Origin of the sequence: Microbacterium sp. UBA3486 (genome assembly GCF_002377845.1) — a bacterium.
Taxonomy (GTDB): Bacteria; Actinomycetota; Actinomycetes; order Actinomycetales; family Microbacteriaceae; genus Microbacterium; species Microbacterium maritypicum_A.
Genome location: NZ_DFQP01000083.1, coordinates 1 through 23,722, shown reverse-complemented (window position 1 = coordinate 23,722; position 23,722 = coordinate 1). Strand labels below are relative to the sequence as shown.

General features: G+C 66.5%; 25 protein-coding genes and 1 tRNA gene. 14 read left to right on the top strand and 12 right to left on the bottom strand.

What is annotated here, in order from left to right:
- Window positions 1-26: 26 nt before the first annotated feature.
- The 3 genes from B2869_RS12120 to B2869_RS12110 all read right to left on the bottom strand — a co-directional run bounded on the left by B2869_RS12120 (window position 27) and on the right by B2869_RS12110 (window position 3,221).
- Window positions 27-755, bottom strand: coding sequence for a hypothetical protein (locus B2869_RS12120; protein WP_292766889.1), 729 nt, complete (start codon window positions 753-755; stop codon window positions 27-29).
- A gap of 493 nt (window positions 756-1,248) precedes the next feature.
- Window positions 1,249-2,322, bottom strand: a complete 1,074-nt coding sequence (locus B2869_RS12115) for a hypothetical protein (RefSeq protein WP_292766886.1) — start codon at window positions 2,320-2,322, stop codon at window positions 1,249-1,251.
- A gap of 152 nt (window positions 2,323-2,474) precedes the next feature.
- Complete coding sequence (locus B2869_RS12110) at window positions 2,475-3,221, bottom strand: hypothetical protein (protein WP_292766881.1); 747 nt, start codon at window positions 3,219-3,221, stop codon at window positions 2,475-2,477.
- Between the two features lie 118 nt (window positions 3,222-3,339).
- On the opposite strand from B2869_RS12110, the gene B2869_RS12105 reads away from it, so the two are divergent.
- The 4 genes from B2869_RS12105 (at window position 3,340) to B2869_RS12090 (ending at window position 6,664) form a co-directional block, all read left to right on the top strand.
- Window positions 3,340-3,576 carry a helix-turn-helix transcriptional regulator gene (locus B2869_RS12105; protein WP_292766878.1) on the top strand — a complete coding sequence of 79 codons (237 nt, stop codon included), beginning with the start codon at window positions 3,340-3,342 and terminating at the stop codon, window positions 3,574-3,576.
- Between the two features lie 458 nt (window positions 3,577-4,034).
- Window positions 4,035-4,604, top strand: a complete 570-nt coding sequence (locus B2869_RS12100; RefSeq protein ID WP_292766875.1) for a hypothetical protein — start codon at window positions 4,035-4,037, stop codon at window positions 4,602-4,604.
- A 532-nt stretch (window positions 4,605-5,136) separates the two neighbouring features.
- Entirely contained in the window at window positions 5,137-5,823 is a 687-nt protein-coding gene (locus B2869_RS12095) for a hypothetical protein (protein WP_292766872.1), read from the top strand.
- 262 nt (window positions 5,824-6,085) lie between these two features.
- The gene (locus B2869_RS12090) at window positions 6,086-6,664 is read left to right on the top strand and encodes a hypothetical protein (protein ID WP_292766869.1); all 579 of its coding nucleotides are present in this window, start codon (window positions 6,086-6,088) and stop codon (window positions 6,662-6,664) included.
- Window positions 6,665-6,754: 90 nt separating this feature from the next.
- On the opposite strand, the gene B2869_RS12085 is transcribed toward B2869_RS12090, so the two are convergent.
- Entirely contained in the window at window positions 6,755-6,988 is a 234-nt protein-coding gene (locus tag B2869_RS12085; protein WP_292766866.1) for a helix-turn-helix transcriptional regulator, read from the bottom strand.
- A gap of 147 nt (window positions 6,989-7,135) precedes the next feature.
- On the opposite strand from B2869_RS12085, the gene B2869_RS12080 reads away from it, so the two are divergent.
- A tRNA-Glu gene (locus B2869_RS12080) sits at window positions 7,136-7,203 on the top strand.
- Between the two features lie 66 nt (window positions 7,204-7,269).
- Here B2869_RS12080 and B2869_RS12075 read toward each other — a convergent pair.
- The 4 genes from B2869_RS12075 to B2869_RS12060 all read right to left on the bottom strand — a co-directional run bounded on the left by B2869_RS12075 (window position 7,270) and on the right by B2869_RS12060 (window position 10,882).
- On the bottom strand, window positions 7,270-8,511 hold the full coding sequence (locus B2869_RS12075; protein ID WP_292766863.1) for an MFS transporter: 1,242 nt from the start codon (window positions 8,509-8,511) through the stop codon (window positions 7,270-7,272).
- Window positions 8,511-9,059 (bottom strand): helix-turn-helix domain-containing protein, encoded by a 549-nt coding sequence (locus B2869_RS12070; protein WP_021200418.1) that lies wholly within the window; start codon window positions 9,057-9,059, stop codon window positions 8,511-8,513. Before B2869_RS12070 ends, B2869_RS12075 begins: the two co-directional genes overlap by 1 nt.
- A gap of 117 nt (window positions 9,060-9,176) precedes the next feature.
- Entirely contained in the window at window positions 9,177-10,325 is a 1,149-nt protein-coding gene (locus B2869_RS12065; RefSeq protein WP_292766858.1) for a DUF4349 domain-containing protein, read from the bottom strand.
- Window positions 10,322-10,882 carry an RNA polymerase sigma factor gene (locus B2869_RS12060; protein ID WP_292766855.1) on the bottom strand — a complete coding sequence of 187 codons (561 nt, stop codon included), beginning with the start codon at window positions 10,880-10,882 and terminating at the stop codon, window positions 10,322-10,324. The genes B2869_RS12065 and B2869_RS12060 overlap by 4 nt, the downstream gene beginning before the upstream one ends.
- A 289-nt stretch (window positions 10,883-11,171) precedes the next feature.
- Here B2869_RS12060 and B2869_RS12055 point away from each other — a divergent pair, with 289 nt between their 5' ends.
- On the top strand, window positions 11,172-12,176 hold the full coding sequence (locus B2869_RS12055; protein ID WP_021200421.1) for a TerC/Alx family metal homeostasis membrane protein: 1,005 nt from the start codon (window positions 11,172-11,174) through the stop codon (window positions 12,174-12,176).
- A 39-nt stretch (window positions 12,177-12,215) separates the two neighbouring features.
- On the opposite strand, the gene B2869_RS12050 is transcribed toward B2869_RS12055, so the two are convergent.
- Window positions 12,216-12,812 (bottom strand): LON peptidase substrate-binding domain-containing protein, encoded by a 597-nt coding sequence (locus B2869_RS12050; protein ID WP_292766850.1) that lies wholly within the window; start codon window positions 12,810-12,812, stop codon window positions 12,216-12,218.
- Between the two features lie 36 nt (window positions 12,813-12,848).
- Here B2869_RS12050 and B2869_RS12045 point away from each other — a divergent pair, with 36 nt between their 5' ends.
- Window positions 12,849-13,346, top strand: coding sequence for a DUF427 domain-containing protein (locus B2869_RS12045; RefSeq protein WP_292766847.1), 498 nt, complete (start codon window positions 12,849-12,851; stop codon window positions 13,344-13,346).
- A 19-nt stretch (window positions 13,347-13,365) separates the two neighbouring features.
- Here the strand turns inward: B2869_RS12045 and B2869_RS12040 are convergent, their stop codons facing one another.
- Together B2869_RS12040 and B2869_RS12035 are read right to left on the bottom strand one after the other, a co-directional pair.
- On the bottom strand, window positions 13,366-14,679 hold the full coding sequence (locus B2869_RS12040; RefSeq protein ID WP_292766844.1) for an LLM class flavin-dependent oxidoreductase: 1,314 nt from the start codon (window positions 14,677-14,679) through the stop codon (window positions 13,366-13,368).
- A complete protein-coding gene (locus tag B2869_RS12035; RefSeq protein ID WP_292766841.1) occupies window positions 14,676-15,971 on the bottom strand; it encodes an O-acetylhomoserine aminocarboxypropyltransferase/cysteine synthase family protein in 1,296 nt (431 codons plus the stop codon). The genes B2869_RS12040 and B2869_RS12035 overlap by 4 nt, the downstream gene beginning before the upstream one ends.
- A gap of 191 nt (window positions 15,972-16,162) precedes the next feature.
- Between B2869_RS12035 and leuC the strand changes: the two genes are divergently transcribed.
- The 6 genes from leuC (at window position 16,163) to B2869_RS12005 (ending at window position 22,514) form a co-directional block, all read left to right on the top strand.
- Window positions 16,163-17,608, top strand: a complete 1,446-nt coding sequence (gene leuC, locus B2869_RS12030; protein ID WP_021200426.1) for a 3-isopropylmalate dehydratase large subunit — start codon at window positions 16,163-16,165, stop codon at window positions 17,606-17,608.
- Between the two features lie 3 nt (window positions 17,609-17,611).
- Complete coding sequence (leuD, locus tag B2869_RS12025; RefSeq protein WP_021200427.1) at window positions 17,612-18,208, top strand: 3-isopropylmalate dehydratase small subunit; 597 nt, start codon at window positions 17,612-17,614, stop codon at window positions 18,206-18,208.
- Window positions 18,209-18,274: 66 nt separating this feature from the next.
- The gene (gene murA / locus B2869_RS12020) at window positions 18,275-19,642 is read left to right on the top strand and encodes a UDP-N-acetylglucosamine 1-carboxyvinyltransferase (protein ID WP_021200428.1); all 1,368 of its coding nucleotides are present in this window, start codon (window positions 18,275-18,277) and stop codon (window positions 19,640-19,642) included.
- Complete coding sequence (locus B2869_RS12015; protein WP_029259084.1) at window positions 19,639-20,403, top strand: lysophospholipid acyltransferase family protein; 765 nt, start codon at window positions 19,639-19,641, stop codon at window positions 20,401-20,403. The genes murA and B2869_RS12015 overlap by 4 nt, the downstream gene beginning before the upstream one ends.
- Window positions 20,369-21,526: an NAD(P)H-dependent glycerol-3-phosphate dehydrogenase gene (locus B2869_RS12010; protein WP_373695366.1), complete on the top strand. Its 1,158-nt coding sequence runs from the start codon at window positions 20,369-20,371 to the stop codon at window positions 21,524-21,526. Before B2869_RS12015 ends, B2869_RS12010 begins: the two co-directional genes overlap by 35 nt.
- Entirely contained in the window at window positions 21,432-22,514 is a 1,083-nt protein-coding gene (locus tag B2869_RS12005) for a D-alanine--D-alanine ligase family protein (RefSeq protein WP_292766833.1), read from the top strand. Before B2869_RS12010 ends, B2869_RS12005 begins: the two co-directional genes overlap by 95 nt.
- Window positions 22,515-22,536: 22 nt before the next feature.
- Here B2869_RS12005 and B2869_RS12000 read toward each other — a convergent pair whose 3' ends face one another.
- Window positions 22,537-23,019 (bottom strand): DUF3515 domain-containing protein, encoded by a 483-nt coding sequence (locus tag B2869_RS12000; RefSeq protein ID WP_021200432.1) that lies wholly within the window; start codon window positions 23,017-23,019, stop codon window positions 22,537-22,539.
- Between the two features lie 23 nt (window positions 23,020-23,042).
- Here B2869_RS12000 and B2869_RS11995 point away from each other — a divergent pair.
- The coding region (locus B2869_RS11995) for a thiamine-phosphate kinase (RefSeq protein ID WP_292766829.1) at window positions 23,043-23,722 on the top strand (680 nt) is incomplete at its 3' end.

Genomic DNA, 23,722 nt, shown 5'->3' with positions numbered 1-23,722 from the left:
ACGCAATGGACACCTGGGTGACGAGATCAGTCCTCGATCAGGATGCGGAGGCGCCCTGAGTCGGTGAAGGTGTGGGGGAGCGACCCGGCGGCAACGCGCTTGCGGACTCCGGACTCGCTGATCCCCAGGATGCGAGATGCCTCGGCGACACCGACACCGACTCCCGAAGTGACGTAGGTGCTCGGGTTCTTTCTCGACCCGGCTCGCGCTCGCTGCGACGCCTCGTCCTGCGGGGCGTCAAGGCGCGCGTACACCTGGTTGTGCGTGTAGCCGGTGCGGTCGGTGATGTCCTTGAGTGGGATCGACAACTCGTGACGAGCACGCGCGATCAGGGGAGAGATGCGCAACTCGATCGCGTCGATCTCCGCTTGTAGCTCGCGGGCGCGTGCAGCCAGCTCGCCGAGTTCACCGAGCACCTTCGCCCGCTCTGTGGCTTGGTGCGCATCGAACCGGTCGATCGAATCGGCAGTGTGCTCTGGAAGCACTGAGACCACTTCGTTGCCATCGTCGTCGAGAGTGGTGATCGTGCCAGCCGCGCGGTCGATGATGCCGTGCTCACCAGGGCGCGTGCGTGCGCGTGTCTTCTCGGCGCGCGCACGATCCCACTCATCGAACGCGGGGATGCCCTCTAGGTCTGCGTACAGAACGCCCTCGGCGAAGTGGGCGACGACCGAGTCGATCACCTCACGTTGCGCCGCGGTCGTTCGAGCGTCCTTCTTGAAGGCTCGCAACTCCTTGAGTGTCAGTCCGTCCACACTCCCATCATGGTCGTCTCGGCTACCTCCACGAGAATGCACCGCCGCCCTGCCGCCCTGGTGGTGCAGATTCCGGGGTGAAGCGGCACAGTTTGACGTGCTCGCCGGTGCCGTTTCGGGCTCCGGCGGTGCAGTTCGAGTCCTCGGCGATGCAGCTTCTGAGCCAACGTCCGCATGATTCCGGGGTTCTTCTCGAAACCTGCACCGCTCACGAACATGTGTGTCTCCTCGTGGACAGGTGCCGAAGACTGATCGTGCCCCCTCTGCGACCTCACACGCTTTTGTGAACGGTGCAGTTCCACCTCTTCACTTCTCTCATTTCCATGACAACAAAGGGAAGTAGAGGTATCGAGACCCGAGAAACTGCATCGCCAGAGTGCTGAACTGCACCGCTGAGGGCTCCCGCTGCACCGCTGGAGCCCGAGAGCGCATCGCTGGACACTCCGACTGCGCCCAGAAGCTGCTCTTGGCTACGCCAGAGGCGATGGGCTTCTTACAGGCAGGAGTACCAGACGATGTTCCAGCGGGAGCCGTCCCACGACTTCGTGTAGTTGGTCACTCCTGAGGGGGCTCCGATGTAGCCGCCGGTGGTGCTGGCGGTTCCAACCGCGAAGCAGTTGCCTGAAGCGCCCTCAGCCGCGTTGGTGCTCATCGAAGGAGGGTCGATCGGAGCCGGAGGAGTGACCGGCGACTCGGGAACAGGCGGAGCTGGAGGATTCACCGGAGGCTTCGGGTTGCTCGGGGTCGAAGGGGTCGATGGGTTGCTCGGGTGCGATGGACTTCCCGGAGTCTCAGGGGTGACGACCAGCATGCTGCTCTGGAGTGCGGTGACCGCGTTGAAGGTATCCACGAGGTTCTGAGCCGAGACCATTTTTGCGTCGATGGCAGCCTGGAGCGCGGCGTCGGCGTCCGCAGCGCCAGCGTCCGTCGCGTACGTGACGACCGCAGGAGCCACCGCGAGGTACGACTCGGCGATGGACTCGCCGGTCACTGTCTCGATGAACGTCTCGATGTTCTTCGTCTGCCCCTCGACCGCCTCGGTCGCCTCGGCGAACGTGACGATGTCGGCGGCGAGCGCGTCGGTGTAGGTCTTCTTCTCGTCGGTGTCCGGGTTCTTCGGAAGTGTCGGTTTGGTCGAGGGCACCTCGGGCGTCAGAACGACGTGAGCATCATCGCCTCCAGTGATGCCGAAGGTGTCGTTCGTGAGCAGGTCGTCGATGTTGCCGACGACGGTACGCAGTTCCTTGACATCCACATTGGCGGCAGCGGCGGCGTCGAACGCCGTCTTCGCCTGTGCAAGGTTGGTGACGCCAGCGGTACGAGCCGCAGCCGTCTTCTCGATCGCTGCATCGCGCTCGGCGACGGCGGCGTCGAAGTCTGTCTTCGCTGCGTCCCACCCATCTGCTTGCTGTGCGAATGCAGCATCCTCCGCCGCGCGCGCATCGGCGGTTGCGATCGCGGACGAGACGGTGATACCTCCAGCGACCACGAGAGCGATGGTGACCGTTCCCGCGATGACGGCGATCTTGTGCGCCTTGACCCACCCGACGATAGTGCCGACTGCCATTTCCTTGTTGCTCACGATGTTGCCCTTCTGGCTGAGCGCGACGACATCCGCATCATGGTCGGTCGGACAACGACATTGCCCGCACGACCCTGCTGCTGACTTCGCCATCACCGCAAGCGACCACGCTCGGTCGGAGGTTCTTCATCGGTCGGCTACTCGCTCACGACGCGAATCTCGAACTCGTAGCTGGAGGACGCGCCACCCTCGATCGCGCCGTTCAGCGTGACCGCCCCGTCTTCCCCTGTGCCGGTCAGTGTGACGCCAGATTCCGAGGTCGTGACCTCCACCCCGGACTGCGAGTCCACATCCAGGAGCTCCGAGCCTTCAACCGTGAACGACTCCCCGGCACCAAGCGCGATGTAGAGCGGCGACCCGAAGTCGGCGACCAGTTCCTCGAACCGCATCGAGAAGCCGTCCTCAACGGGGAGAGGGTTCCCTTCTTCGCCAGGGGTGGCTGCCGGAGGCGCTGATTCGCTGTCGGTTGACTCGCCTGACGAGCCGTTGCTGTTGCTGTTGCTGTTGCTGTTGCTGAGATGTCCACCCTCAGCCCACGTCACACAGAGGTTTCGCGTGTCCACGGTGACGATCATCGCGCTGGTGGAGTCCGACCCTCGCGTGTACGCGACCTCGATCTTCTGATACCCGTCGCCATCTACCTGGCTTTTGTCGCCGATCTTGAGATCGGACGCGAGGTCAGTCGTCCACCGTCCGCCGTCCGCTTCGTCCGCCGGAGAGCCCGCGCACATGAACTCACTCGGCAGCTTCCCGTCGTTCGACATGAACGCCTGCGAGAAGCTCATCGCGACGGACTCCGGGGAGGCTTGCGGAGCGCACCCGGAGAGTGCGGTGACGGCGACTGCGGTAGCGGCGGCGAGGGCGAGGTGTCGGGATCGGGTCATTTGGTACTCCTGTGGTCAATGGCTGCGACAGCACGCTCGCTCTCGCGGTACAGCACCTTGTGCTTAAAGTACAGGATGCTGTGCTGCGCGTCGAAGCGGCGCGCACTCGACTGGATAGGTGCCCAACCAAGAACCCGATCTGTCGCAACTGCGGTTGATCTTCAACGACCGCCGTGACGCCGCAGGGTTCACCTATGACGAACTCGCAGAGCGCAGCGGTCTCGCGCGCCAGACGCTCCTCAACCTCGCCTCAGGCAAGTACCACGGTGATCTCCGTACCTGGATGCTTCTTGCAAGAGCCTTCGAGGTCGATCTCGACACGCTGCTCGCTCCGACGTGGGAGAGCGGGTCGTAGCTCCACATCCATGCGCGTCATCATGGTCGGCATACGGTGGTGGCATGCCGATTGAAGCCAGGAGTGAGGAACAGGCAATGATGATGTCGCGCTCCAGGTGCTCGCGGAAAACGAGTCGCGGCTCATCTCGGAGGTGCGCGGCGCTCGACTGCGACGCGATGGTCTCGAAGGATCAGCAGCGGAGCCGGACTACCAAGCCGCCGCAGATGCCATCCGGCGGTTCCACGAACAACGTGCGCGTGTGCGCCTCTGTGCGCGCGAAGTCGGATTGACTCATCGCGAGATCGACGCCATCGAGAGTAAGGATCGCTGACGCGTCCAGCCCCTCAGAGATGGACGGCGTCGAGCCTCATCGGTCGAGGTTGTGGTCGCCCCTGTCGTGCAGTCTTCAAGAGGGCGTTCAACGTCCTGCGCGTGTTCGATTTCATGGTGCGAGACGAGGGTGGAACGATGAGGGAGTGGGAATCAGGACCGACATCATCGGAGCGTTGCGCGAGCACGGCATCACGCCCGCTGCCCCGCTGGTCAATCTTCACGAGACGAGTGATATCTGGAGTGACAAGCGCACGCTCGTCGTCAAGGTGGGGTACGAACCGACGCGCTACAACTACCTCGATGATCTCAGCGTGTTCGCGAAGGCGGGCGTGCGGTGCGAGCAGCCGCTCATCGACGACGTCATCGAGGTCGGCGAGACGCACGCAGTCGTCGTCGGCTACCTCAAGCCCGACCGTTCGATTCGTGCGAGTGACGCTGAGGCGGTAGGAGCGTTGCTCCGTGAGATACACGAAGCAACGCTCGCGTCGGACATGTACGAACCGCCGCGCAAGGGTCATGTCTTCTTCCCTGACGATTGGCTCGCGCAGAACATCATCATCCATGGCGGGCTGCCCTACCTCGTCGACCTCGACCTGTGGCAGACGTGGGAGCGCGACGCCGCCGTCAGGATCGCGTGCGGCGAGTTCTTGAAGCAACTTCCTCACGCAGACGACGACGAAGCAGCGTTCTATCGCGGCTACGGAGCGTACTGACGCTCCAGACCGCACCGCTGCGACAGCAGGTCCGATGGGTGTGAACCTCACCACATCATTCGCCCGGGCGGTTTTGGTGTCGCTCCCGTGGATGAAAATCGCCCGAAAAACGCCCGTCTCCGGTCGTTTGAAAAGCGGTACGTCCCTAACCCGGAAACACGACATCTGAACTTGCAAAACAACTGGACTGAATCATCGACGAGACGGCGCGGGAGAAGTGCAAGGTTGGGAGCGAGGGGACGAAGTTGCTCAATGGTGAGACGACGACAACTCCCAGCCTCAGAAGTGCGCTCCACGACGTTCCGCGCACAGCGCTCCCGCTGGTCGCGCGCTCGCCTTGCTCGCACTCCAAGATGACGACATTGCAGCTAGACCCACGAGCCGACGCACGCGACGACAACACCACGAGACACCGCGAGCCCGTAGGGCGAGCATCTTCTATGCGCCGCGCTGCCGCGTCGGCGCTGACGCGCACTCGCGATGTCGCACGCGGGCGTCGCTGGCGCGCTCAAGCCCCGACCATGATGCAGCGATGACAGCTCCCGCTTCCGTCGCGCGCCGAGTGTCGGATGCCCTCCATCGAGCGTTCAACGCACATCTCGAATCCGACCCGGAGAGCACACGGCGGTACGCACTCGAATCGCTCGACCGTGCGTTCCTGACCGCTTCCGCAACCGTTGCCGCTGATCTCCGCGCCTGGCACGCCGCGTTGACGGCGGACGACCACATTGCGCTCCGCGTGTGGTGCGAGGGTGCCGATGATGCGGCTGTGCGGATGCGCTCCCACGGAGTCGTCCTTGACGCGCTGCCGCGCTCTGTATTCCGCAGAACCTCACTACAAAACGGTGCCGATGCCGACGTCCGAGACCGCTGGATCGGAATGGACTACTGCTTCATTGCCGACCAGGTCGAGGGTGAATCACCGCGCCGGTGGTACACGTTGTTCCGCTACAGCAACAGGATGTTCGAGCCGAAGCGCCGACCGGATCGCGACTCTGAGATTAGAGCGATCGACGTGGAGCAGTTGTCGTTCCGTGCGCGCTACCTTCTGCGCCATACGTTGATCCTCATGGGGGTCTACGAAGACGCGCTCAACTTCTACCCGAACCTGCGGGGGCTGCACACCCGCGCTCTCGACACGCTCGACGAGCCGGTCGTCCTGTGCGATCCTCCGCGCCACTCGTGGGCGTACTTCAGCGCCAAGAACATATGGCTGTAGTCCCGACCATGATGTGCGGGTGACATCCACTGACGAGAAAAGACCGCTGGACCGAGGGTGACCTTGCGCGCACACTCGGCGACGGGGTAGAGACCGACATCAGCCGCTTGCTTGCTCCGTTGTCCATCGTTGTGTTGAGCGCCCGTGCCGAAGCCCACCACGAAGATTGGGACGGCTCCTGGAACGACGCGCTTGCGCTCGGCGTGTGCCTGCGCGCGGTGATCGATCAAGTCCTCCGGTCGAGCTGAGCCGAGCGTCAGCGGTGACGACTCTTGATGACCTCATCGAGCTGCGTGTTCCTGGCGTCCGTCGTCGCACTTTGCTCGCGGCTTTCGACCGGGTTCGACCCGAGTGCTTCAGGCACACGGTAACCGGAGTTACACGGCTCGACGACGAAAGTATCCGTCATCTGCAAGCTCGATTCGAAAGCCTGCCCAACGTTCTGCACTGGCGTGCGATCCTTCGCGAGCTTGGCAAGCCAAACACGGGTGCTGACTTTGAGCGTGCGCTTCACGATCGCCTGCTGCGCATTGCCGATGATGTTGCCGAGATCATCCCGAGCATTCAGCGCGAACGTCGCGAGCACCCCGTGCTCGACCTCTCCGACCTCTCCACGACGCCGAGCTACGACGATCATCGCCCAGTCGTCGCAGCGGGCTATGTCGCGTCACACGGTGAGGCGTACGGCATCCTGCACCTCGCGAGCTTCGACCCAGAGACCGGCATCGCGATGGCGTGGGAGGTCTGGAAGTATCCAGGTGGTGGACGCGGCGGAACCTGGAGAGAGCGTCACCTCGAAGACTTCGACGAGGGATGGGTTCGCGACCCGCAGCAGCGGTGACTCCCGCGTTGCTTCCCCGCGTAGCGTTGATCGCGAACAACGGTGTCGCAGGGCTGTGGAACCTCGACCTCTACAGGCGTCCAGATGTAGCTACGCAGCAGCGACTGTTGAGGTCATCCGTCGGCTATCCAGCCATGCGAGTACGTCGGCACGCGCGTAGCGAATGTCGGTGCGCGAGAGCTTGAGGAATGGGGGAGTAGCGTCCCCGCCGAGCCAACGCATCTTCGCGAGGCGCTGCCGGTTGAAGCCGAACGTCGCACACACCTCGTCGATCGTGAGCAGGTCGTCCATCATGTGTCCCTTCGTCGATGTCTGGTTCATCATGGTCGGGACGCAAGCGGATCGGATTGACACTGTTGGAAGCCATCGAAATCGGACGCATTTCGGACGCATCAGATCGGAACCGCGGGGAATCGAGGAGCGTCAAGAAGAACCAAGAACCCCGGAATCACGGGGAATCGAGCGCGCATCGCTCTGTGGAATCGGACTACCTTCGCCCTCTCACGGCGGTAACGCGGGTTCGAATCCCGCTGGGGTCACACAACAGAGAAAGCCTCCGGTTCGCCGGGGGCTTTCTTGTTTCCACCGCCCACGTGCCCTTGCTCTCAGACCGCGGGCTTCAATGACATCGCCCGGAAGGTCCGATTGCTCAAGGGCAGGATCATCAGCGCCATCATCGCGCCGCCGAAAATGGTGAACGGCACCCAGAGTGCGGTCGCGGAGGCGAGTGCTCCGAATCCGGCCATCGCGAGCGGCATGAGGCAATCGTCGCCGAGACGGGTGAGGGATCCCATGCGACCGAGATATGCGGTGTCGACGGTCGCCGAGAACGTCGCACTCAGCAGCACCGATGCGTACCCCGCGGTGGCGCCGATGACGAAGGCAGCGGTACCGACGGTCCATGCCGGCCCGAAGCCGAGCGCCACGATTCCGGCGCCCTGCACGACCAGCGCCCAGAAACCTGCCCGTGCCTCGTGCCGCGGGCGCCACTTCGCCACCGACACAGCCCCGAGTGCGGCGCCGAGGCCGAGCAGCGCCTCGAACAGGCCGACAGCCTGGGCGCCCCACCCCTCGTCATGCGCCCTCAGGGCGAGCCCGATTCCGACGGCGGGTCCGACGGCCAGGTTCAGCCCCGAGAGGGCGATCACGAGCGTGCGGGTCGTGGGGTTCGCGGAGAGATGGGCGAACCCGCGCGCGATGCCGCGCAGAGCGGTCTCCTTCTCCGCACGGGCGAGACGGAAGCGGGGGCGCAGCCAGATCGCGATGAAAGCGACCACCAGTGTGAAGGTCAGGGCGTTCACGGATGCGCTTCCGGCGAGACCGGCGTGCGCGACGACGAATCCACCGATCGCCGCGCCGCCCATGGTGCCGAGCCGAGACGCCGTCTGCGCTGCAGCGCCGTAGCTGGGGAGGTCGACGGCTCTGACCAGCTGGCGGGCGATCGTGCCCGCCGACGGCTCGTAGAACGCATCGCAGACGCCGAACGCGATCGCGGCGAAGAGCAGCACGGCGACAGAGGGAGGAGTCGTGAGCACCCAGACCGCGACGGCGACCAGCACGCCGACCCGGAGCACGTTGAACACGAGCATGATGCGACGGGCGTCTGCGCGGTCGGCGATCACGCCTCCGAACAGCAGGATCACCGCCCGGGGCACGGTTCCCGCGGCGACGATCAGTCCTGCGACGGCGGGAGAGGCGACCTGCACGGCCGTCCAGGCGAGGGCGATGGTCCAGAGAGCGTCGCCGGCATCCGAGAGCGCTTTCACGCCGATCCACGCGTGCACCAGGCGATCGCGACGGAAGGCGGGGGGTGCGATGATCTCGACAGGGTCGCTGACGCTCGACATCACGGCGCCGTCGGAAAGGCGTGCGCGAACACGAAGACGGGAGCGCGGTCCTGGCCATCGTCGAGGTCGATGTCGTCCTGCCACGCGCGGATCGTCGTGAGGATCCGCGCGGAGAGGTCCCGCAGTTCCTCGGGTGACGCCCAGGCTGTGGTCTCGGTGTTCGAGCCGTCGTACCCGGCGAAGGCCGGATCGTGGCGACTGCGATGCCAGCGCTGGAGCCGATCGATCTGCATCCGGATGCCCTGTCGCTGGGCCTCTCTGGCGAGCAGGGCATCGGCGGGCGAATCGGCGTAGTCGTCGGTCGACCAGGTGAGGCCCCGACGCGCGACCTTCCACCAGCTGGTGCGTCTGTCGCCCGCAGGATCCGGGGCGCGTTCCACGACACCGGCGCGCTCGAGCATGCGCAGGTGATGGCTGATGCTGCCGACCTGGCTGTCGAGTGCGCGGGCGATAGCTGTGACCTGCGCCGTGCCGTACAGGAGCAGGTAGTCGTAGATGCGGCGGCGCAGCGGGTGATGCACGGCGGTGATCACGGAGATGTCTTCCACGGCAGACGACGCTAATCGCGGTTCACAAGATGCACAAGTGTTCTTGTATAAGCCGAAAAATCAAGAAGGGGCCGGCTCCCGTCACAGGGAGACGGCCTCTTCCTGACACCGCCCGCGTCAGGCTTCGACGATCGTCTCGTCTGATGTCGTCGCGCCGGCGAGGCGTCGGTTCCGTCGTGCGCGGCGGAGGAACCAGACGACGAGCACGACGGCGCCCGCGATCACGAGCCAGGGGAGGAGGAAGCCCAGGGCGATGACCAGCGCGTTCAGCGACACGACGAGCCCGTTCCATCCCGCCGTCAGCCCGTCAACGAAGCCGGCAGGGTCGGCGGTGGTCGGCGTGCTCGCCTTGGTCAGCTGCACCTGCAGCGATGACATGGCGACCTGATCGTCGAGAGCGGCGAGCTGCTGCTCATACGATTCGAGCTGTGCCTGGCGGTCTGTCAGCGCCACCTCGGCTTCGATCAGCTCGGCGACGGTTCCCGACTGCGCCATCAGCTGCGTGAGCCGCTCGACCGACGCTCGGGTGGAGTCGACGCGCGCCTGGAGGTCGATCGCGACCGATGTCACGTCCTGCTTCGACGTCGACGACGAGAGCACTTCGCCGGTGTCATCGAGAGCGGCGATCACGTCGGGCAGATCAGCCGACGGCACCCGGATGCTGATCCAGCCGTACGCCGAATCGTCGGGAACGGGGGCCGGCTCGGAGGAGTCGTCGGCGGCGATCGACTTCCCGATCTCCGTGCTCTCGACGTAGCCGCCGTGCTCCTCCGCCTGGGCGGCGATCGCCGTCGCGGCATCGGGAATGCTCTTCACCTGGACCGTCGCCTGCGCCGTGGCGATGATCTCGCGTCCCGTGCCGGACTCCACCGTGCCGGACTCCACCGTGCCGGGGAGAGTTCCGTCCGTGCCGGAGCTCAGTGCGCCGTCGGGCAGCGATTCGGGTGTGATCCCGGTGATCCGCTCGGGGGAGGAGGGAGCGGAATCGGCGACGGAGCCGCCGGACGTGCTCACGCCGTCGGCCGTGACGGAGGTGCCCCCGCCGACGGCATCGAGGATCGGCGGAGTCACGAGCACACCCACGACGAAAGCCGCAGCGATGCCTGCGCCGGTGAGCCAACGCCGATGGCGCGTCCGCGATCGCGCTTCCCCGACGTGCGCAGGGGCCCGCTCTGTGGCGATCTCGGCGAAGACCGCGTCTTCGATGCGGGAGATCGTCTCGTCCGAGAGCTCGGGCAGGTCGCCGCTGGTGGTCTGTTCGTTCATGCGTCTCTCGCTTCCGTGACGGCGCCCCGCAACTGCGTGCGCACTCGGGAGAGACGATTCCGAACGACCGCGTGGGTCACCCCGAGCTCCTCGGCAGCCGTCTGATAGGCGTAGCCCTCCGACGCGCACAGGCGGAAGACCTCGCGGTCCAGCTCGCTCAACGTGCCCACCTCCTGCGCGATCCGCGCTGCCAGCTCCGCCGTGATGACCTGTTCCTCGACGCTCACCGTGTCCGGCAGCAGGGTCTCATCGACCGCCTCCGCGGTGTGCGCCTGATCCCTCCGACGTTGGCGAACTCGATTCGCTGCCTGGAAGCGACAGATCGTGGCCAACCAGGGCAGGATCGACTCGCCCTGGAGCTCCAGACGGGGGAGTTTGCGCCAGGCGACGACGAACGTCTCCTGCGTCACATCCTCCGCGTCGGCCGGCGAGGCGAGGATGCCGTGCGCGATCCAGTACACAGGTCGCACGTGTGTGCGGTACAGCTCGCGGAAGGCGCTCTCGTCGCCCGCCGCGGCCTGCGCCGCCCATCTCTGGTCATCTGTCTGCAGGGGCATCCCGGTTCCGTTCGGTGTCTCTCACAGGGAGAGTGTCGATCGACGCCCCATCGTCTCAGATTCGATGCGGGAGCCGGGGGTCGGGTGGGGCGCGAAGATTCGGGCGTCATCCGCTCCCGCTGATGCCGAGGCTCCGGTAGCATTGCCCGGGCGAGAGGGAGTATCCCGAATCCGCGCGTAACGTCATCACGAGCACCGTCATCGCTGCTCCGGGCGCGCGCCGCACGTCAGTGCGGGGGAGAGACTTTCGACTCATTCCCGACCCCTCCGCGAAAGGTGCAGTGCGCCCTTGGACATTCCCGTCTGGTTCGAGATCACCTCGATGATCGTCCTCACGATCATCCTGATCGGCGACCTGCTCCTCATCCGGCTCCGGCCGCACATCCCGTCGACGAAGGAATCCACACTCTGGGTGGTCTTCTACGTGGGCCTCGCGCTGTTGTTCGCTGTGCTCCTCGGAAACGTCGGGGGCTGGCAGAACGCCGGCGACTTCATCACCGGATGGGCGTTGGAGTACAGCCTCTCCATCGACAATCTGTTCGTCTTCGTGCTGATCATGGCCCAGTTCGCCGTTCCGCGACGGCTGCAGCAGCAGGTCTTGATGATCGGCATCATCATCGCGCTCGTCCTGCGAGGGCTCTTCATCCTCGCCGGCGTCGCGATCGTCGAGAACTTCTCGCCGATCTTCTACATCTTCGGCGCCTTCCTCATCTGGACCGCGATCCGCCAGGCCATGCCGGACGGCGACCACGAGGGCGAGGTGCAGCGTGAGAACTTCATCGTGCGGCTGCTGCGTCGCCGGGTGGACATCAGCGAGACCTACGACGGCTCGAAGATCCGCACCACGGTGGACGGCAAGCGCATGTGGACGCCGATGGTCATCGTCTTCATCACCATCGGCGTGACCGATCTGATCTTCGCGATCGACTCCATCCCCGCGATCTTCGAGATCACCACGAACGGCTTCCTCGTCTTCGCCGCCAACATCTTCGCGCTGATGGGGCTCCGCCAGCTCTACTTCCTGCTCGGCGACCTGCTCGACCGGTTGCGCTACCTGCACTACGGCATCGCCGTCATCCTCGGTTTCATCGGCATCAAGCTGATCCTGCACGCCCTGCACGTCAACGAACTGCCGTTCATCAACGGCGGCGAGCACGTCGAGTGGGTGCCCGACATCAGCAACATGGTCTCGCTCGGCGTGATCCTGGCCTCGATGACCATCGCGACGGTCGCAAGCCTGATCGCGTCGTCCCGTGAGAAGCGCGTGGCGAGGCGATCCACCACCGTGGAGTGACGCCGGCGGCGGCACGCTCGCCAGCGGACGCCTCTCCTCTCATCCGCGTGACCACAGAAGCTCGGCGTCCAGGGTGAGGTCGATGATCTGACGAAGCAGCCCACCCATCGTGGTGGAGTTCAGTAGTGCATATCTGTCGTACTCGCCCAGGGGAGCGATCGCCGCGAGCTGCCAGGCCGCGGCGACCGGCTCGTCCGAGATCTCGGTGTCGGCGTCCCACGGCGCTCCGGGGGCGCGTGCGAGAGTGCGGCGCACGATCGCCTCGGCTTCGGTGCGGAGCGGAGTGAGCTCGTCGTTCCAGTCGAGCGCGGACAGCGACGTCACCTCGGCGCGGGGGAAGGGGTCGTCATCGAGCCACTCCTCGACCGTGAAGCGGTCGGTGCCGACGGCTACGGCGAGCAGCGCATCCGCACCGGCGGATACGTTCACCAGCCGGGCCATCGTCCCGATACGACTGCGCCCATCACCCCCGCCGACCTCGTGACCGCGTTCGATGAGAACGACCCCGAATCGAGGGTCCTCCTCATCCAGGAGCCGGCCGATCATCGTGAGGTAGCGCGGCTCGAACACGCGGAGGGGAAGCGGCGTATGCGGGAAATGCACGGAGCCGAGGGGGAACATCGGGATGACGGTCACGGCACCAGTCAACACCGAGAGACGTAAAGTGAACAGATGCGTCGACCTCGTCCCATCGCCCCGGCCGCCGGACAGGAATCCGTCTGGGACTACCCGAGGCCCCCGCGCGTCGAGCCGGTCACGGAGCGCGTCACGATCCGCCTCGGCGGAGACCTGATCGCCGATACCCGTCGTGCGGTGCGCGTGCTGGAGACGAGCCACCCTCCCGTGTATTACCTTCCGATCGCCGACTTCGTCCCCGGTGCACTGGTCGAGGCCGATGGCGCATCGTTCTGCGAGTTCAAGGGCGCGGCCCGCTACTTCGACGTGCGCAACGGCGGCACCGTGCGCCGGGGCGCCGCCTGGAACTATCCGAATCCGACACCGGGATTCGAGGCGCTGACCGATCGGATCGCCGTGTACGCGGCCTCGATGGACGAGTGCACGGTGGGCGACGAGATCGCGACGCCACAGCCGGGTGGGTTCTACGGCGGCTGGGTCACCTCGTCCGTCGTCGGCCCTTTCAAGGGCGATCCCGGTTCCCTGGGCTGGTGACCGTCGGTCCGACCGCCGATCAGAACGCGCGCAGGTTCGCCTGCAGGCCACCCTCTGCGTATTCGCGTCGGAGGATCCCGCGGCGGCGCAGAACGGGTACGAGCTCATCGAGCGTCCGGTGCAGCGTCACGGGGTGGAAGTCGCCCCACAGCAGCACGCCGTCGTTGCCCCAGTCGCCGAGCTCCTCGATCAGGTCTGCGAACTCCTCGGCGGTGCCGACGAATCCGGTGCGATCCTTGAGGCGTCCGGCGCGGGCGAGCGCGCTCAGATGCGCACGCAGCGGGGCGTCCTCCCCGCGGTCGCCGATCAGGCGCTGGATGCTGCCCCGCGAGACATGGGCGCCGAAGATCGAGAGGTCGAGCGGCCGGTCGAGGTCGAGTGACGTCAGGTCGGTCTCGAGATCACTCGACTGCTTGCGGGCGATCTGCACGAGCGCGGCGTCGTCGGGGTGCGTAGAGGCCGCGACGATGCGATCGGCTTCGTCGCTCGACGACGTGATCACGGGCTGGATGGCGAAGAGGATCTTGATGTCGTCCGGACGTCGGCCTTTCGCGACCGCCGCCTCGTGCACCTTGGCGCGGTAGTCGCGCACGGACTTCTCGTGCAGCGGGGCGAGCGCCAGCTGTACGTCGGAGTTCGCGCCGGCGAAGCCGAGTCCTCGACCTGAGCCCCCGGGTGAGACGATCGCGGGTTCCCCCTCGGTGAACGGCACGGCGTTCAGCGGTCCGTCGAACGCGAAGTATTCGCCCCGGTGCGTGACGGCCCGCAACCGCGTGCCATCGGCGAAGACATCGGTCTCGCGGTCGGCGACGAGGGCCCCGTCATCCCAGCTGCGCCAGAGTGAGCGGATGCCGGTGAGCCATTCCTCGGCGCGGTCGTACGCTTCGTCGTGTCCCAGCTGCGTCGCGTCGGAGAAGTGGCGGGCGCTGCCGGTGTCGGTGACGACGTTGAGTCCGAGCCGGTGACCGCTGAGGTGCTGCAAGGTCGCGAACTGCCGCGCCGCCGTGTAGGGGAGGCAGGCGGCGGGATTCACCGTCGGGACCACGCCGAGATGCCTGGTCGCCTGGAAGAGGTACGGCGCGAGGAGGAGCGGATCATGCTTCGGCCCGCCGAAAGCGTGCCGCACCCGCAGGTCGATCGTCGAAGGCGATCCCAGAGATGGTGCGTCCTCGATGATGACCAGATCGAACCCGGCCTGTTCGAGCGTCCGCGCGGCTTCCTGATAGATCTCGGGACGCGTCCAGTCGTAGTCCCAGTCGAGCGACGGATACCCCCAACCCTGCGGGCCGAAGCCACGGGCGAGGAACCAGCCGAAGTGCTGAGGGCGGGTCATGCCACCGTCTCCCGCACACCCTGGAGCACGCGAGACAGGTCGGAGAGAAGATCGTCGACGTCCTCGATGCCGATCGACAGGCGGAGGGTGCCCGGTCCGACGCCGAGGATCTCGCGTTCTTCGTCGGTGCGCTGCGCATGACTTGTCGTCCCCGGATGCAGCACCAGGGAACGGACGTCTCCGATGTGGGTCATGTGGGTGAAGACCTGGACATCCTCGACGAAGCGGCGCGCTGCGGGGAGTCCGCCCCGAAGGGTGAAGGTGAAGATCGAGCCGGAACCGCCGTCGAGGTAGCGCTTCCCGAGCGCGTGGTCGGGGTGGGAGGGGAGTCCGACGTAGTCCACGCTCTCGACGGCCTCGTGCTGCTCCAGCCACCGGGCGATCTGCAGAGCATTGCGGGACTGACGCTCGACCCGGAGCCCGAGCGTCTCCACGCCCTGTCCGATCAGGAAGGCGTTGAGCGGCGAGGGAGAGGCGCCGAAGCGCGGAGCCACCGACTCCCTGGCGTACGCGATGCGGGCACGACCGCCGTGTCGCGCGAAGACACTGGGCGTCTCGCCTCGACCGGGAAGTACGAGGTGGGGGGCGTTGTGGCCCGCCAGCTCGGCGTCGAAGCGTCCGTCGTCGACGAGCACGCCACCGAGCACGGAACCGTGACCGGCGAGGAACTTCGACGCGGAGTGGACCACGATCGCCGCTCCGTGCTCGAGAGGCCGCAGCAACGCAGGCGTGGCCAGCGTGTTGTCCACGATGAGCGGGATGGCGTGCTCGTCGCCGATGCCGCTGACGGTGCGGATGTCGAGCATGTCGTTGCGCGCGTTGGCGAGCGATTCGGCGAACAGCGCACGGGTGTTCGGGCGTATCGCCGAGCGCCAGGCCTGCGGATCGGCGATGTCGTCGACGAACGTCGTCTCGATGTCGAGCCGCGCAAGGTTGTCGAGGAACAGGCCTCTGGTGCCTTCGTAGATGTGCGTGGACGACACGATGTGATCGCCGGCACCCGCGACGGTCAGCAGGGCTGTGGCGACCGCCGCCTGGCCGCTGGCGACGAGCACGGCGTCCGCTCCCGATTCGAGGGCGGCCAGTTGCCGTTCCACCGCGCGCACCGTGGGGTTCCCGGTGCGCGTGTATCCGAAGCCTGTCCCTGTGCGGAAATGATCGGCTGCGTGATCGAAGTCCTCGAACTCGAAGCCCGCCGTCAGGTAGATCGGCGTCGCGCGCGACGCCGCAGTCTCACGGGTTCTCGCCGCATGGACCGCACGTGTGGCGAAGCGGGCGGAGTCGACGGTCATGCGGTGCCTCTCAGTCGGTCGGGGTGCTCAACAGAGTGTCATGACGGGGAGGAGCATGTCCGAGCGGTGGTAATCTGACGTCATGCGGGCCGTCCTCCTTCTTCTTAGGCGCCGCGACGAGACCTCGTTCTGAGCCCCTCCTCGTCGCGGAGTCCATCGTGGGCCGAACCGCCAGCCACAGGAGACACGCAATGACCACCCCCGCAAACGGTGCCGATTCCGCACGCCGCAGAACTCTCGCAGAGAAGGTCTGGGACGACCACCTCGTCGTGAAGGGTGAGAACGGCGAGCCGGATCTCATCTACATCGACCTGCATCTGGTGCACGAGGTCACCAGCCCGCAAGCCTTCGACGGACTGCGCAGCGAAGACCGCCCGCTGCGCCGTCTCGATCTCACGATCGCCACCGAGGATCACAACACCCCGACGTGGGAGATCGACAAGCCGATCGCCGATCTCACCAGCCGTACGCAGATCGAGACGCTGCGCCGCAACGCGGCCGAGTTCGGGGTGCGTCTGCACTCGCTGGGCGACGCCGAACAGGGCATCGTGCACGTGGTGGGTCCTCAGCTCGGGCTGACGATGCCCGGCATCACGGTGGTGTGCGGCGATTCGCACACGTCGACCCACGGCGCATTCGGCGCGATGGCGTTCGGCATCGGCACGAGCGAGGTCGAGCATGTCATGGCGACCCAGACGCTCCCGCTCAAGCCGTTCAAGACGATGGCGATCAACGTCGAGGGGACGCTCCGCCCCGGTGTCACGGCCAAGGACATCATCCTCGCGGTCATCGCGAAGATCGGCACCGGCGGCGGTCAGGGGTACGTGCTCGAGTACCGCGGCAGCGCCATCCGCGCCCTGTCGATGGAGGGCCGGATGACCATCTGCAACATGTCCATCGAGGCGGGGGCCCGCGCCGGCATGGTCGCTCCCGACGAGACGACGTTCGCATACCTCGAAGGCCGCCCGCATGCGCCGAAGGGACAGGACTGGGAAGAGGCCGTCGCGTACTGGCGCACGCTGCCGACCGACGACGGCGCGACGTTCGACGCCGAGGTGTTCATCGATGCCGACCAGCTCGAGCCCTTCGTGACGTGGGGCACGAACCCCGGTCAGGGCAGCTCGCTCTCGGCCTCGGTGCCCGACCCGGCCGAGATCGACGATCCGAACGAGCGCGCCGCCGCCGAGCGTGCGCTGGAGTACATGGATCTGACTCCGGGGACACCACTCAAGGAGGTGCCGGTCGACGCGGTCTTCATGGGGTCGTGCACCAACAGCCGTATCGAGGACCTGCGTGCGTTCGCCTCGATCATCGAGGGCAAGAAGAAGGCCGACGGGGTGCGGGTCATGGTCGTCCCCGGATCCGCCAGGGTGCGGCTGGAGGCCGAGGCGGAGGGCCTCGACAAGGTCATCAAGGACTTCGGGGCGGAGTGGCGCTTCGCCGGATGCTCGATGTGCCTCGGGATGAACCCCGATCAGCTGGCTCCGGGGGAGCGCTGTGCGTCCACCTCCAACCGGAACTTCGAGGGCCGGCAGGGCAAGGGAGGGCGCACGCACCTCGTCTCGCCGCTCGTCGCCGCAGCCACCGCGATCCGTGGCACCCTGTCCAGCCCGAGCGACCTCACGGAAGGGTTCTGAATCATGGAGAAGTTCACCACTCACACGGGTATCGCGGCGCCCCTGAAGCGCTCGAACGTCGACACCGACCAGATCATCCCCGCCGTCTTCCTCAAGCGGGTCACGAAGACCGGTTTCGAGGACGCTCTGTTCCACGGATGGCGTCAGGATCCCGATTTCGTTCTCAACCAGGCGCCTTTCCAGGGGGCATCGGTGCTTCTCGCCGGACCCGACTTCGGCACCGGATCCAGCCGCGAGCACGCGGTCTGGGCGCTCCGGGACTTCGGCTTCAAAGTCGTGCTCAGCCCGCGCTTCGCCGACATCTTCCGGGGCAATTCGGGCAAGCAGGGTCTCCTCGCCGCGACGATCTCGGAAGAGGATCTCGAGCGGTTCTGGGCTGAGATCGACCGGAATCCCGGGGTCCAGATGACCGTCGACCTCGAGGCGCGCACCGCGTCCATCGGCGACGTCCAGGCCGACATCGGTATCGACGATTACACTAGATGGCGGCTCCTCGAAGGGCTCGATGACATCGGGCTCACGCTGCGCAACGAAGACAAGATCGCGCAGTTCGAGGCCCGTCGCGAGTCGTGGCGGCCCCGAACCCTTCCCGTTCAGTAAGACGGTGGGGGCGGGGGAGCCAGGGGCAACCCGCCCCCGAAATCCGTGAATGAAGTGAGGCTCCGAATGACGACACCTGTGCGCGACGCTCTTCCGGACGGAGTCCCTGCCCTCACCGGAGACGTCCTCGCCATCCGAGGCGGACGTCCGCTTCGCGGCCGTGTCGATGTCAAGGGCGCGAAGAACCTGGCGACGAAGGCCATGGTCGCCTCGCTCCTGGGCGAGACCGTGAGCACTCTGCGCGACGTGCCGGCGATCAGTGACGTCGCCGTCGTGCGGTCGCTGCTCGAGGTGCACGGCGTTCGCGTATCCGAGGGCGATGAGCCCGGTTCGCTCGTGTTCGACCCGAGCGATGTGGAGTCGGCGCACTTCGAGGAGATCGACGCCCACGCGGGAGCCTCGCGTATCCCGATCCTGTTCTGCGGACCGCTGCTTCACCGTCTCGGTCAGGCGTTCATCCCCGACTTGGGTGGATGCCGCATCGGGGATCGTCCCATCGACTTCCATCTGGACGCTCTGCGCAAGTTCGGCGCGATCGTCGAGAAGCTGCCCAGCGGCATCCGCCTCTCGACGGGGGGAAGCCGTCTGCACGGCGCCAACATCCACCTTCCGTACCCGAGCGTCGGCGCCACAGAGCAGGTGCTGCTCACCGCCGTCCGCGCCGAAGGCGTGACGGAGCTGCGCAACGCGGCCATCGAGCCCGAGATCATGGACCTGATCGCCGTGCTGCAGAAGATGGGCGCCATCATCTCGTACGAGCCGAACCGCGTCATCGTGATCGAGGGCGTCGAGAAGCTCCGCGGATACGACCACAGGTCGATCTTCGACCGCAACGAGGCGGCATCGTGGGCATCCGCGGCGTTGGCCACCGACGGCGAGATCTTCGTCGGCGGCGCCAAGCAGCAGGAGATGCTCACGTTCCTCAACGTCTTCCGCAAGGCGGGGGGCTGGTTCGACATCCAGGAAGACGGCATCCTCTTCCGTCGCGACGGCGACATCAAGCCCGTCGTGATCGAGACCGACGTGCACCCCGGCTTCATGACCGACTGGCAGCAGCCGCTCGTCGTCGCTCTCACGCAGGCACATGGCCGCTCCGTCGTGCACGAGACCGTGTACGAGAATCGGATGGGGTTCACCGATGCGCTGGTCAAGATGGGGGCCGACATCGTCGTGCACCCCCGTGGTCTCCAGGACGGTCCGCGCCGCGTTCCGCGGCGGGACCTGGAGCAGGCGGCAGTCATCACCGGCCCGACGCCTCTGCATGGCGCGGACATCGTGGTTCCTGATCTCCGCGGCGGCTACAGCCATGTGATCGCGGCACTGACGGCCACCGGCGAATCGAAGGTGTCCGGTGTCGACATCCTCAGCCGCGGCTACGAGAAGTTCCTCGCCAAGCTCGACGCGCTCGGCGCCGACTTCGACGTCATCCGGTGACCGCGGTGACGTCCCGATCATCGGAGACGAAGCGTCCGAGCATCTTCTGGCCGCTCGCGGCGCTGATCATCCCGCCGGTCTCTCTGATCGCGAAGATCCGTGTCCGCGGGGCCGAGAAGCTGCCCCAGGAGGGGTCGTACGTCCTGGCGCCGAACCACTACTCCGAGTTCGATCCGCTCATCGTCGCCGTCGCCGTGTGGCGCTCCGGTCGCGCGCCGCGGTTCATGGCGAAGGAGAGCCTCTTCTCGGTCCCGGTGCTGGGCTGGTTCCTGCACCGCACCGGGATGATCCCGGTCGCGCGCACCTCGTCCGCTGCCTCCGCACGGCAGACGATGAAGCAGTCGGAGGAGCTCGTCGAGCACGGCCGCGGCGTGATCGTCTACCCGGAGGGCACGCTCACGCGTGATCCCGACCTGTGGCCGATGCGCGGCAAGTCGGGTGCGGTACGCCTGGCCCTCGCCGATGGCATCCCGCTGATCCCGATGGCCCAGTGGGGCACCCAGGCGATCATGGGGCGCTACCAGAAGGGTCTGAGCCTCTGGCCGCTGCGCAAGCCGGTCCAGGTGCTCATCGGCGATCCGGTCGACGTCTCCGATCTGCGCGAGCGTGCAGGAGAGCCGGCGGCCCTCACCGAGGCCACCAATCGACTCATGAACGCGATCACCGCGCTCCTCGAGGAGCTGCGGGACGAGAAGGCACCGGCGGAGCGGTGGAACCCCGCGAGCCATGGGCAGAAGGAGACCGGGCGCCTTGACTCCTAAGAGAACCGTTGCAGCAGGCCCACGGGCCACCGTCATCGGCTCGGGCAGCTGGGGGACCACCTTCGGCAAGATCCTCGCCGACGGGGGCGCCCAGGTGACGATGTGGGCGCGTCGTGCCGAACTCGCCCAGGAGATCAACGAGGCCAAGCGCAATTCGCGCTACCTGCCAGGGATCAACCTTCCCCGCACGATGGCGGCGACCCACGAACTCGCGACCGCGCTGGAGGGGGTGGACCAGGTCTATCTCTCCGTGCCGAGTCAGTCGCTGCGCGAGAACCTGAAAGCTCTGCGACCGCTGATCGCGGACAGCGACGCGAAGATCATCAGCCTCATGAAGGGTGTCGAACGCGGCACCGGATTGCGCATGAGCCAGGTGATCCAGCAGGAGCTGCGGTGTGACCCCGATCGCATCGCGGTGGCTTCGGGGCCGAACCTCGCCCTCGAGATCGCCCGGGAGCAGCCGACCGCCGCCGTCATCTCCTCACGCAGCCAGGAGACGGCGGAGATCGTCGCACGCGCGGCCCGCAACAGCTACTTCCGTACCTTCGTGAACACCGATGTGATCGGTACCGAGTTCGGTGGCGTCCTCAAGAACCTGATCGCCGTGGCCATCGGCATCGTGGACGGTGTCGGCTACGGCGAGAACACCAAGGCGTCGATCATCACCCGTGGACTGGTCGAGATGACCGACTTCGCGGTCGCGAACGGCGCGCACCCGGAGACGCTTCAGGGCCTCGCCGGTCTGGGCGACCTCATCGCCACGTGCCAGTCGCCACTGAGCCGCAACAACACCGCCGGGCGACTGCTCGGTCAGGGATACAGCTTCCAGGACGTCGTGAAGCAGATGCAGCAGACAGCCGAGGGACTCGCCTCCGTCGCGCCCATCCTGCAGCTCGCTCGCGAAGCCGAGGTCGACATGCCCATCGTCGAGCAGGTGAAGATGGTGCTCGACGGCAAGATGGATCCGCGAGACATCGCACCCCATCTGACGACGGACGACGACACCCCGCAGGGTGAGAGGACCAACCATGGACAAGCAGACGGTGGTGGTGCTCTTCGGCGGGCGCTCCAGCGAGCATTCGATCAGCTCCGCAACGGCGGGGGGCGTGCTGGGCGCGATTGACCGCGATCGCTACGCCGTGATCCCCGTCGGGATCACCCGTGAAGGAGCGTTCGTCCTCGAGGACGACGATCCGGCGAAGTTCCCGCTCGATGCCGCGCACCTCCCCGAAGTCGTCGACAACGGCACTCGGGTGCTGTGGCCGGAGCCCGGTGGCGACCGCACGTTGCGGGTCGTGCACGCCGATGGCACCGTCGAGGGGCTGGGGGAGATCGACGTCGTCCTGCCCATCCTGCACGGACCCCACGGGGAGGATGGCACGATCCAGGGCTACTTCGACACCCTCGAGGTCCCCTACGCCGGAGGCGGTGTCCTCGATTCCGCTCTGTGCATGGACAAGCACTTCATGAAGATCGCGCTCGAGGCATCCGGCATCGCGGTCGCGCCGTGGGTGACGGTGCGCCGAAAGGACTGGGACCGCAGTGCCGCAGACGTTCGTGCGCGTGCTGCGGAACTCGGCCTCCCGGTGTTCGTGAAGCCCGCCCGTGCGGGCTCGAGCGTCGGAGTGTCCAAGGTCGAGACCGCCGACGAGCTCGACGCAGCTCTGGCGGTGGCTTTCGCCGAAGACGACAAGGTCCTGATCGAAACCGGGGTGAGCGGGCGCGAGATCGAGGTGGCGGTGCTCGAGACCGCTGACGGAGTCAAGGCTTCGCTGCCCGGCGAGATCGTCTTGACGTCGCGGGGCTTCTACGATTTCGAGGGCAAGTACCTGGGCGGTGACGGCGTGGACGTCGTGTGTCCGGCCGAGGTGACGGATGCGGAGTGCGCAGCGATCCAGGAGATCGGCGTCCGCGCGTTCGAGGCTGTCGACGGACGAGGCCTCGCTCGTGTCGACGTGTTCCTGACGCCGTCGGGTGAACTCGTGGTCAACGAGCTCAACACGATGCCGGGATTCACCCCGATCTCGATGTTCCCCAAGTGCTGGGTCGCATCGGGCCTGAGCTACGGCGATCTCATCACCGAACTCATCGAAGCGGGCCTGCGCCGCTGAGATCGGAGTTCCCCGGGGGCGATCAGCCCGCGGGGAACTCGACGCGGTCCGTGCACTGTCCGGTCGCCGGCTGGAGCCCGGACTGGATGCTCGCCGAGATCTTGTCGACGATCGCCTGGAAGTCGATCTGTTCGCCACGGCGGATCGTCACTTCCACCGCGGGGTCGCGACCGAAGGTGACGAGGCGCTGACGGTCCTCTTCCTGGTCGAGCACGAGCCAGTCGACGCCGCCGAGCGTCGTGCACACCAGGGCCGACGGCGCAGGGGGTTCGACACCACAGCGCAGCACGACTGTGGGGTCGCCCCAGGCACCGGTCGCCTGCGCGTCGGTGAAGACACGATCGAGTCCGCCGACGGACTCCGGCAGCAGCACCGAGACGTTCGCACACGCCGGATTGTTCGCATCGGCTGCGGGCTCGAGGTGCACGGTGGTCGAGCAGCCGGCGAGCACCGCGGTGAGGGTCACTGCCCCGGCGAGGACAGCGAGGCGACGGGAACGGGGCATGCTTCCAGGCTACCTTTGACAGCATGCCCTCCCGACACGAAGCCGACGATCCGCGCCTGGGAGATCTCTCCGAAGGGCGCATCCTGCAGGCGATCCTGACACGGACGCCGACGGGGGCCCACACGCTCATCGGGCCGGGAGACGATGCGGCGGTGATCGCCACGCCGTCGGGTTCCGTGGTCGCGACGACGGACACGCTCGTGCACGGTCCGGACTTCCGGCTCGCATGGTCGAGCGGGTACGACCTCGGCTGGAAGGCCGCAGCGGTGAACCTCGCGGATGTCGCGGCGATGGGGGCGCGCCCGACCGCGCTGCTGGTCGCTCTCGCGGTGCCGCGCGACCTGCGGCTCTCTTTCGTGGAGAGGCTCGCCGACGGCTTCCGTGATGCGTGTGCCGCGCTCGCCCCCGGGTGTGCCGTGGTCGGCGGCGACCTGACGGTGTCGGATGTGCTGACCGTGGCGGTGACGGCGCTGGGCGACCTCGAGGGACGCACTGCCGTGACCAGGAGCGGCGCGCGCCCCGGAGATGTCGTCGCGGTCGCCGGTGAACTCGGTCATGCCGCACGTGGACTCGCGGTGCTGTTCGGTCGATTCCGAGACGGCGACGTGCCGGTGGCTGTCGATGCCGCGAAGCTCGCCGCCGGAGAGCGCGCGGCGGTGACGGCGCAGCTGCGGCCCGCGCCCCCGATCGGCCTCGGCGCAGT